This window comes from Neobacillus niacini, from assembly GCF_000759675.1.
Lineage (GTDB): Bacteria > Bacillota > Bacilli > Bacillales > Cytobacillaceae > Neobacillus > Neobacillus niacini_A.
This window is the reverse complement of record NZ_BAWM01000098.1, coordinates 339,844-349,553: the sequence shown is the minus strand read 5'-3', so window position 1 is coordinate 349,553 and position 9,710 is coordinate 339,844. Positions and strand designations below refer to the sequence as shown.

General features: G+C 36.0%; 8 protein-coding genes and 2 pseudogenes. 4 read left to right on the top strand and 6 right to left on the bottom strand.

The genetic code is table 11. From position 1 onward, the window contains the following. Positions 1–239 precede the first annotated feature (239 nt). Both TR08_RS23515 and TR08_RS34075 read right to left on the bottom strand, forming a co-directional pair. Positions 240–650, bottom strand: a complete 411-nt coding sequence (locus TR08_RS23515) for a hypothetical protein (RefSeq protein ID WP_045522308.1) — start codon at positions 648–650, stop codon at positions 240–242. A 533-nt stretch (positions 651–1,183) separates the two neighbouring features. Beyond that, positions 1,184–1,252 (bottom strand): annotated as a pseudogene (locus TR08_RS34075) (YjcZ family sporulation protein); the annotation flags it as partial. A 329-nt stretch (positions 1,253–1,581) separates the two neighbouring features. On the opposite strand from TR08_RS34075, the gene TR08_RS33725 reads away from it, so the two are divergent. Both TR08_RS33725 and TR08_RS23500 read left to right on the top strand, forming a co-directional pair. Next, positions 1,582–1,713: a hypothetical protein gene (locus tag TR08_RS33725; RefSeq protein WP_274521050.1), complete on the top strand. Its 132-nt coding sequence runs from the start codon at positions 1,582–1,584 to the stop codon at positions 1,711–1,713. 144 nt (positions 1,714–1,857) lie between these two features. Next, positions 1,858–2,205 carry a VOC family protein gene (locus tag TR08_RS23500; RefSeq protein ID WP_045522386.1) on the top strand — a complete coding sequence of 116 codons (348 nt, stop codon included), beginning with the start codon at positions 1,858–1,860 and terminating at the stop codon, positions 2,203–2,205. Between the two features lie 301 nt (positions 2,206–2,506). Here TR08_RS23500 and TR08_RS30505 read toward each other — a convergent pair whose 3' ends face one another. Next, the gene (locus TR08_RS30505) at positions 2,507–5,593 is read right to left on the bottom strand and encodes a beta-N-acetylglucosaminidase domain-containing protein (protein WP_052427600.1); all 3,087 of its coding nucleotides are present in this window, start codon (positions 5,591–5,593) and stop codon (positions 2,507–2,509) included. Between the two features lie 734 nt (positions 5,594–6,327). On the opposite strand from TR08_RS30505, the gene TR08_RS23490 reads away from it, so the two are divergent. Together TR08_RS23490 and TR08_RS34070 are read left to right on the top strand one after the other, a co-directional pair. Continuing rightward, a complete protein-coding gene (locus tag TR08_RS23490; RefSeq protein WP_052427599.1) occupies positions 6,328–6,714 on the top strand; it encodes a hypothetical protein in 387 nt (128 codons plus the stop codon). Between the two features lie 584 nt (positions 6,715–7,298). Continuing rightward, a pseudogene (locus TR08_RS34070) lies at positions 7,299–7,367 on the top strand (YjcZ family sporulation protein); the annotation flags it as partial. Positions 7,368–7,924: 557 nt separating this feature from the next. On the opposite strand, the gene TR08_RS23480 reads toward TR08_RS34070, so the two are convergent. The 3 genes from TR08_RS23480 to TR08_RS32775 all read right to left on the bottom strand — a co-directional run bounded on the left by TR08_RS23480 (position 7,925) and on the right by TR08_RS32775 (position 9,163). Then, the gene (locus TR08_RS23480) at positions 7,925–8,134 is read right to left on the bottom strand and encodes a hypothetical protein (protein WP_045522300.1); all 210 of its coding nucleotides are present in this window, start codon (positions 8,132–8,134) and stop codon (positions 7,925–7,927) included. A 141-nt stretch (positions 8,135–8,275) separates the two neighbouring features. Then, entirely contained in the window at positions 8,276–8,458 is a 183-nt protein-coding gene (locus TR08_RS23475; protein WP_045522299.1) for a hypothetical protein, read from the bottom strand. Between the two features lie 441 nt (positions 8,459–8,899). Next, complete coding sequence (locus TR08_RS32775; RefSeq protein ID WP_045522298.1) at positions 8,900–9,163, bottom strand: hypothetical protein; 264 nt, start codon at positions 9,161–9,163, stop codon at positions 8,900–8,902. Positions 9,164–9,710 lie beyond the last annotated feature (547 nt).

Below are 9,710 nucleotides of genomic sequence, written 5' to 3'. Positions count from 1 at the left end.
TTAAAACAGTATGGACTGCCAGATCCATTTTCATTCTCTGTGGTGCAGCGCCGATTTTGCGCTGCATGGATGGCTAACGGGTGCGTAAGTTTAGTAAGAGATACCGTCTAAAGACGGTATTTTTAATGTCTCTTGTTTTTCTGCGATCATCCAGCTGATCTTCTCTTTGTATTTCTCATTTATGGAAATTTCTTCGGTAGTATTTCCATAATTTCTAGCATGTCGGGTAAAGTTTTTGTCTAACTTCCATTCTCGCAAATTGGACTTGGTAACTGACCATTGATTTGAAATGGTTTCGTGGTGAATCGAACTGTATTTGATTTTCTTTTACTTTTATTCTTTTTGACTACATTATCATTCTTTGTGTATACATTTGTATTCGTTACAACTACATCATCACTCATTTGGTCATCATCTGTATTCACTTCTGCTAGTTGTATGCTTGCAGCTGTTTCTGTATTGCCTCCTATCCCTGTTATTTCGCGTTTTACGAGCAAACAAACTGCTTCACTGATAGATAAAGAATAAAGTCCTAGTTCATCACAATACGTCTTGAAATCATCATAAACGCTTTCTTGCAGCCTTGCGGTTAATACGGTCGTATTTTCTTTTCTTCTTCGGTTTTGTGCGAACTGTTCTAAGTATTCCATGTCATCCTCTCCTTATGTTTCGTTTTGAATGATGATGAAAACATTCTGCATTCTCTTTTGATTTCCTGCTGAATGATGACGAATACAAAAAAGCCCTTGCGTAGTAGTAGTAGTAGCAGGGGCTTTCCTTTTGAACTTAACGAACCATCATAGGCTAATGGTGGATTAACCTGGGTCACCAGGTAATATAGGTTGAGGTGGATAGAACCGAAACTGACCATGAAGATCATTTTCCCATTTCTATTCCCTTCTGTTCTTCTATGGAATCGATCCCATGGAAACACTGTTTAAATCATTTGCTTAAAAGAATCTGCGTCTTCTATCGAATTCAAAACGTCTTCTTCTTTCGAAGTCAAAGCCGAAAGGGAAAAATGGAAAAAAAGGGAATAACCTTCTTCTTCTAAAGTCGTCACGAAAAAACCTGTCTCTTCGATCAAATCCAAAAAATGGCATTTGATTCCTCCTCCTTTCATTTCAGAAGTCTGTATGACAAAGGGATAGATTAACTTAACCTGCCCTTTGTTCTGTACTATTTAGCAAAATGAAGCCCCTACAATGATCAGAAGTATGAACAATACAACGATTAATACAAAGCTGCTGCCGCCAAAGCCACCGCCGTATCCATAACCGCCTTCGTATCCACCGTATCCGCCGAACCAACCCATTTTTTTCACCACCAATCGGACAAAAGCTATTTCTCCTTATGTATATTTTTTAAAGACAAGGGTTGATTGGACATATATCATTGTGGTTAGGACAAAACAATTTCTAAAAATAAAAAAGCGTCTGCAATACAATGCAAACGCCTCTTCTGAGGTGTTATGTTGGCCTGGCGGGGGCTTAATAATAACTTATGCACTCAGAATTCAGCTGAATGGGACAAGTGCTGATTAAAAGTAAATTAAGCAGTGAAAAGTACGGGATACTGTTAATGAGTTTGATCTGGGAGCAGATCGAGAGTCTGAAAGAAGACCATCAAAAGCAGATTGTTCAGCTTCAAAAGGAGAACGAAGATCTGAAACAAACAAAGAAAAATGGGAAAAAGGGAACTGCTGCGGAATAATAAGCGGCAGTTTTTTAATGATATAAGAAAGGTATAAGATTGATCGCTTCTTCAACTAACGAGGCAGGTTAGTGAAAGAAGGAATTCGCTTTCAAAACTAGAATTCAAATTAATAACTAATGGGATAGGAAGGAGATTCTTATGATAATAAAGGGTTTTGGAGGAATCTTTTGGAGGACTAAAAATCTAGAGGATATAAAAAAATGGTACAGTAAAGTCCTGAAAATTGAAATTGAAAATTGGAATGGTACCATTATTACACCACAATCAGGCAATGAAACTATCTTTTCCTTCTTTTCTGAAAATGACCGCTATTTTCCAACAGAACAACAATTGATGTTAAACTTTCAAGTTGAAAATTTGGATGACAGTATCAAACAACTAGAAAAAATGGGTGTTCCCCTTGTTATGGAAAAGTCGATTAATGAATTTGGAAAGTTTATTTGGATTGAAGATCCAGAGGGAAGACGTATAGAGCTTTGGGAGAAGTAATAGGATAATAATAAATTTTGTTGTTGAACTAACTGCTTTAGTTTAATAAGAACTTGTAAGAATGATTTAATTTTTATAAAGAGGGTAATCGGCCACATTAAATAAGAGCATGTTTTGAAAAAAGATTGATCAAAACATGCTCTTTATATTTGCTTTTATCTCAAGGTTAAAAAAAAAGCGTTAATTTAATCAAACTTTATTTTAAAGCTACAGCATGATAATGATATTACTCCTTTCCCTTTCTTCCCATCTATTAGGGCTTATTTATCATGTCCGAAACTTGAGTAAGTAAGTTTCCTTCCTACTTTAGGTCCTCTATTACATTTTTCAATTCTTCAATAATTCTTAAAAACTTTTCAGCATATTCTGGGTTAATCTTTTTACCGGATTGTGCCTCAACTTGATTTCCAAGAGCATTTAACACATTTAATACTTCCTTTTTATTGCCTTGGTGTTTCTGGATCGTATCAACCTTTGCAAGCAAACTGTTCAAAATCCCTTGATTGGTTATGAACCCTTGCTCATAGGCCGTTTTCAATTCCTCATCTAAGCGATCTATTCCATTTTTAACAAATGTCTCTTTTAGGACAAGTGAATCTATAGCCATTGCTAGATTTTCACTTGCTGCATTCACTTCTTCTTGCGTTGCTACATCGTCGGCTAGAACTTTCTTCGCGTTTTCTAAAGCTTGAACAAATAGTTTCCAGCTTTCAGTCGTATAGTCTGACTCTACCTTCTCATTTGCAACTTCTATTGTCCTATCTAAGGCTGCCTTATCGACTACCGGCTTTTCATATTTCGGTGGTAATTCAACATCACCCTCAAGCCCCATTACTTCAAACTCATAAATACGCGCAGCTCGATCGTCACCTTGGGTTGGTTTGTCAACCATTAGGCGAACATAACGTCCTTTTGTAACGGGGACTTGGTCCTTGGTAATAGCACTTTTATTGTCAGTAACCTTGACTACCTCTTTAAAATTTACACCATCTTCACTGATGAGAACGCGGTAAGCTAAGGTATTCATACCTGATGGCTCTCCACCTTCTTCAGCATGTTTCATCACAATCTCACTTACTACATTCAGTCCTCCTAAATCAACAGTTAATTGGTGTGTACCAGAACCATTACCACACCATTTTGTATTTAACTTCCCGTCAACCGCATATTGAGCCCGTTCCGTTGAAGCACAAGAACTAGAAGCAGTAGCTGCTTTACCAAGGGCAAGATTGGTTGTTTCTTTGTTTGCGAGATTGGTAACAGTTATTAAACCTTCTTGAATCACTTCATCTCTCCCAAGAGGGTTTTTACCCACAAGTTTAACGGTATAGACTCCTTCTTTTTCGTACACAACTGTTGGGTTTTGTTCCGTACTTTTCTCGACCTTAGCCCCTTCAAACGTCCATTCTACTTCTTCTGTAGTACGGGAACTCGTATTTTTAAACTGTATTTCTTCCCCCGGAACAACTAAAGTTTTCGAAACTTCAAAAGAAGCAACGGGTAATGGATCATATTCAAGGGCCTCCTTAATAAAGGCAAGCGCCGTTTCTTCCGAGACTCTATTCCCTTTATTCAGTGCAGGTAAGCTGGCCTCGATTTGATTTTTTAACTCAATATATTTATCATTCTCATTATTTTTTTTAGCTAAGACCATATCCAAAGCTAATTGATCGGTTTCCCCCAATCGTTTTAGTTTATCTAAACTTGCTAAAGCTTCAGTTAAGAATTCTTGTGGCAATTCTACCTTCAACGTGTCTGCTGCTTTGACCATATCAGCAAACTCCTTCGTTAATAGATTGATTTCTTGTGTTGCATCTTGTCTTTTGGATATCTTTAACCACAATTGATCCATTGTCTTTCGTACATTTACAGCATCTCCACGTCCAATACTCCACGAACCAGTCATACGAGATGAATGATTAGCAAACGTCTTCATCTCAGGGGCAAGATCATGAAAAAGGAGTTCGATGGAACGATTCCATGATCGATCAGAGTCATAGTTTGAAATATTCCAAGAATAATCAGCCCCTGTTGCCAAGGAAATTTTAGATAGACTTGCATGTTCCATGGGGTTCATGGTAAAGAAATCAAGTTTACCTTCAAGTCTATTATCGACATCAACTATCGGACCAAGGGCGAGCTTTGATCTCAAATAATCCGAAACAGGATAATTCCACCAAACTCCAATCCGATCACCATATACTTCGCGCATAAATTCAACATTTTCTAACGGAAGTGTTTCTGAAACAACGGCTTGACCGGTCCACATGACCTTAATATCTTTATCAAGTGTCTCAGAGAACGCCTTCGTATAAGCGCTTAAATCACCAATGGCTCCCATTGCATGTGTATCATACTCTGTTGGAACGGTGAAAAGAGGTTTCACATCTTTTTTTGCTTTAATAAATTCTTCGTTAAAACGATTTAATAGTTTTGCTTGTTTATCCCCTGATTTATTGGCAATATCGTCAAACAGAATGGCAAAGCTTCGTACACCCATGTCATATAGTGATTCGCTTTTTGCCAACAGTGCTTGAAAATCTTCTTCCCCACGTTCACCATCGAAGCGAATATCGATACCCGGAGAAATAGCAAATACGAAATCAACTTTGTTCTTCTTTGCTGTATCAATTAAATCTTTCATACGTGCCATCTCATTTTCCGGATAGGGGGCACGCCATTTTTCACGATGATAGGGATCATCCTTCGGTGCATAGATGTAAGTATTCAGTTTATAATCACCATAGAACTTTAGTTGATCTAGGCGGTCTTCATGACTCCATGGGTTACCATAAAAACCCTCTACGATGCCCCTGACACTCATTGACGGTTCATCTGTAATCATTACATTATTAAATGCAAGAGTGTCATCCTCTTTCTCAGCAAGTTGAATGAGTGTTTTTACACCGTAAAAAGTACCGTCCCCATCTTTTCCTTTGACAAAGATGGTTCCACTTTTACCTATTTCATTTTCTTCAGAATTAACCACCATTGCGTAACCCTCAGCTTTTAATTCTGTACCATTCGGAAGTCCAAGCTGATTTTCTAAAATCTTTAGCTTTGATTCAAGATTCCCTTCTTCACCTAAAGCAATCGTAGTTGCCTTGCTATCAAATTCTCCATTGATCTCAATATTATTTGCTTTTAAAAATTCTTTTAAAATATTTAATGCGTCTTTATCTGCAGATTCTTCCCCTAAAATATTTACACGGTCACTTATTTGTAATGACCCACTTTTAACATCAACATTTTGAGGCATTGGAACCAACTTACTACTTATATCATTCGAGGGCGAATCAGATTTTGCATAAATTTCAGATTTACCACCAAATGATAAGGTACATGTGACTACTAAGAGCAAAAATCCGTAGATTACTTTTTTCCACATATTTGATCCTCCTTTTACTATTTTTTAACTTTGGCGACTACTACTATAAGTTTCAAATTATATGGCAACGCTTTCTCACCTCCAAAAATAAGATAAAAATTCAATTAATGAGGTTTTTATACCACACTGATTGTTAGTTCAACGAATCGGGGATTTGTGGGCAGCTCGGCTTACCCCTTGATGTATACAAAGAGGACACCACATTTAGTATAAAGCCAACTATTAAGCTTGCTTATATATATTCATCCGAAGTTTTACGTCGTAAAAATCAAAAAAGGCATGGTGTGACGAAAGGACATAAATCCTTTCAATCTACCACCATGCCTAATCGAATAAGTAACATGTGACACATATGAACTTATGTATAAAGTACCATTCGAAAACATAATTGTCAACTATTTATGAAAATTCTGTTTATTTTTGATAGACTTCTATAAAAGATTGGAAAAGGCAAATTGAAACAGCGGTAGTTTTGCATTCAATGGAGACTGGTAAAACAACATTTCCAATCAATAAAGTTTGAAAACACTTAGAAAACGGTTCAGAGGATAGTTTATTTTTCTATGACCAAGTAGTAATTAGTTAGAAGCAAACTTCTTATTGCACAAACGGGTGCGTTAGCTGAAGATCAGAGCTGTCTTTAAGACGGCTTTTTCTTTATGCAACTATCGGGGAGTTGAAGAAGGAACTTTTGATAGAGAATTACCGTCTATATATAAAAAGGGGGTAATGCGTTGGTTCATAAATTATTTTATGTCTTGATTGCATTAGCATTATTTACGATTACTGGATGCTCTAATGGAGGGGAAACAACCAAAGTATCAATTGATAGTATTGATGCTCAAGAAATTTTAACATTGGACCCAGCTGCTGATATTTTTCAGTATGATGGAGTAATCTACAAAACTAATATCGATTGGGTTGAAGAATTGTCTTTAACAAAAGACGTTCAAATCGGTAAAATAAAAACAAAAAATGAAACTAATACAGATTTCAAAGATGAAATGGCGAATAAACTTCCAGTTGGTGCAAAGATTTTTTCAGCCAAGGAAAGAGGAGATATTTTAATCGTTGAATTAGAAGGAGAAATTTTGAAATACCTTGCAATTGTTGAAGGGTAATTAATTTTGTAATTATTATACAGTCAAAGTTTGTGAAAAAATGTACTTAAACAAACGGGTGCTTTAGTTCAAGAACAGGACTGTCAATAGACCGTCTTTTTTATGCTATTAAGTGTTAAGGGGGTGGGTTGTAGCCTGCCCCTTTTTGCTTACTCCGTAACAAGTTTATATACATAAAAAAACCAATCCTTTACACTTCAAGGGATCGGCGTTTATCACTTTATTATACTGGGTCAACAGGTGAAATTGGGCCAGGTGGCCAGATCCGGGAAATCCAGGCTGCTTAATTTACTTTTAATCAGCACTTGTCCCATTCAACTTTATTCTGAGTGCATAAGTTATTATTAAGCCCGCCAAGCCAATATAACTACCTCAGAAGAGGCGTTTGCATTGTATTGCAGACGCTTTTTTATTTTTAGAAATTGTTTTGTCCTAACCACAATGATATATGTCCAATCAACCCTTGTCTTTAAAAATATACATAAGGAGAAATAGCTTTTGTCCGATTGGTGGTGAAAAAAATGGGTTGGTTCGGCGGATACGGTGGATACGACGGCGGTTATGGATACGGCGGTGGCTTTGGCGGCAGCAGCTTTGTATTAATCGTTGTATTGTTCATTCTTCTAATCATTGTAGGGGCTTCATTTTGCTAAATAGTACAGAATAAAGGGCAGGTTAAGTTAATCTGTCCCTTTGTCATATAGACTTCTAAAATGAAAGGAGGATGATTACAAATGGTTTTTTTTCGTGACGATTTTAGAAGAAGACGATTTTTCCCTTTTTGAATTTAAAAGAGGAAGAAGAAGAAGACGTAGATTCTAAAAGCAAAAGATTTAAACAGTATTTCCATGGGCCTACTGGCCTTCTTTTCTTCTATGTAATCGATCACATACATAATTACGAAGAAATGATAGAAATGCTTGTTTGCTTGTCAGAACCGAAGTAATTAAAAGGTTACATAGTCGAAATAGCAAAAGCAATTTGAGGGTGTGGGCGGAGTGCCTACCCCTTTTTTCAGTATAAGATTGATTACTTTCTTAAACTAAAGTGGCAGGTTAATTTAAGAAAATAGATGCCCTAGGGATTTATTGCCTCTGTGGGTTATGAAGGTTCACAATTTCTAAATCTCTTAAAAATTCTATGCCCATCTTGGCTTACTGTATAACTTGAAGAACCCTATGGTGATTCACCCCAATAAATAAGCATCCGATTATTCGGATGCATACTTAATTATTCCATGCAAATAAACTGAGTATTCTCTCTTTACATTTTCTCTTAATTTAATTCTTTTTTCTGTTTCTAATACTCTAACCAATTCTTGAATCTTTTTTTCATTTTCTTTTGTAGTAGGAATCTCTAATGAAAACAAATTACCTCGACTACTATTTAATAATTTTTTTAATAACTCAACTTTATTCATTGGATAATCCCCTTTAACTACTATATTCGACATAAAGGCGACTTTTTCCTTTGAACATCCTATATTGTTTCAAGTTTTACCTACTTTCCACTAAAAAATCTGATTACAGGTACTATGACAGGAATGGGGGAGCTTTTTTAATTAGCTTTTTTTATAACTTCCTTCTACCAATCTAATCATATCACGCCCTGATATCTTTTCTGTTTCATGATAACCTTCTTCATCACGCAAACTCAAGTACCAGCTACTATCTTTATCTTCATTTAACCTATATAGCTTATTGGTAAAAACATTTGTATATAAATCTCCATTTCTTAGCCTCATACTATCCCCTTCTCTAATGTATGTATTAGCAGTATTATACCCAAGATACTGACCTGGAGCCATTAGACATATACAGTCCCAAAATCCTGGATATACAGGGGAAAGAAGTGAAAATCAGGCGGGAGGGACAGAGCATGGATAGTTGATTAAAGTAAGAAGTGCGGGCAACGGAATTTTTCCTTATTCAGCTAACGGGTGCTATAGTTTAAAAAGTGGACTGTCAAAGTGGACTGTCAATTGACGGTCTTTTTTTCATGTAAAAAGTGTCATAACTTAAGAATATTAAATCATTTAACGATGGACTACCACTAGTTGTTCTTCCAAATCCTTCTATTTCTATCCCTAAAACGAAATCATTAATGGGTGACTCATCAGGTACGTTAAAAAAACGAGTTGTAAATGACCTTGGAGTTGTTTCTCCAGTTATTAGACCTGTGCCACTTAATTCAAGTTCACAACCTTCAATTTGAGTTTGGCAAATACATCTGTAGTACTTGTTAGTGTAAAAGTAAAACTGTTAATTGGATTTAGATCATCTGGTGTAAAAGAAAAAGTGAAAATATTAAACAGGGATCTGTCTGCACAAACATCAACTGTATATGTGCATGTACCACTTATACTACTAACAAAAGTATCAAAAAAGAATTCGTTATTCTGTACTAAAATTGGATTTGAACGCACACCACAGGAACACCTTAAACCCATTGTATCACCTCCTTGAATCTTGGTAACTACTATTGTATTTTTTATTGGTCAAGCCCGACTGTATTATTAGGTGATATTAAAAAGATTTTATTTAGCGACTGGAACCCTAGTTCATGCTGTATGATCATCTTAATGATAGTGTACATTTTACAAACAGGTAAGACTTTTTGTGTTTCTATTCGTCTCTTTTGGGTGATTTGGCTGGAAACTAGGGGAGGGGTTTTTGAAATCCCTGGCTTTGCAAATAAAAAGGTAATTTCTGCAAATAAAAAGCCTAGTTAGCGGGTTAAGGTAAAGCATTCAAAGGGGTTATTATGAATTCAATTTTAATATCAAAAGTTTCACTTAGTAGGTAAAAAACCTCCGGTGGGAGTTGTGCAATACGCCTATGAAATCATTGGAATTCTTCCCAGCACAGAAAGCGAACTTCATCTTTATGAATCTTCTCAGTAAAGCTTTTTAAGTCTATAACTTGTATGTCCTTGGCCAGAAATCAGACGGACATCCCATACATTAGTTTTTATTAATTTGTTGAATATTAAAAATT

Bases quoted from the DNA above. Each gene is read 5' to 3' on its own strand.
- TR08_RS23515 (WP_045522308.1), bottom strand. From the start codon at position 650: ATGGAATACTTAGAACAGTTCGCACAAAACCGAAGAAGAAAAGAAAAT.
- TR08_RS30505 (WP_052427600.1), bottom strand. From the start codon at position 5,593: ATGTGGAAAAAAGTAATCTACGGATTTTTGCTCTTAGTAGTCACATGT.
- TR08_RS23480 (WP_045522300.1), bottom strand. From the start codon at position 8,134: ATGAATAAAGTTGAGTTATTAAAAAAATTATTAAATAGTAGTCGAGGT.
- TR08_RS32775 (WP_045522298.1), bottom strand. From the start codon at position 9,163: ATGGGTTTAAGGTGTTCCTGTGGTGTGCGTTCAAATCCAATTTTAGTA.
- TR08_RS33725 (WP_274521050.1), top strand. From the start codon at position 1,582: ATGAGTTTGATCTGGGAGCAGATCGAGAGTCTGAAAGAAGACCATCAA.
- TR08_RS23475 (WP_045522299.1), bottom strand. From the start codon at position 8,458: ATGAGGCTAAGAAATGGAGATTTATATACAAATGTTTTTACCAATAAG.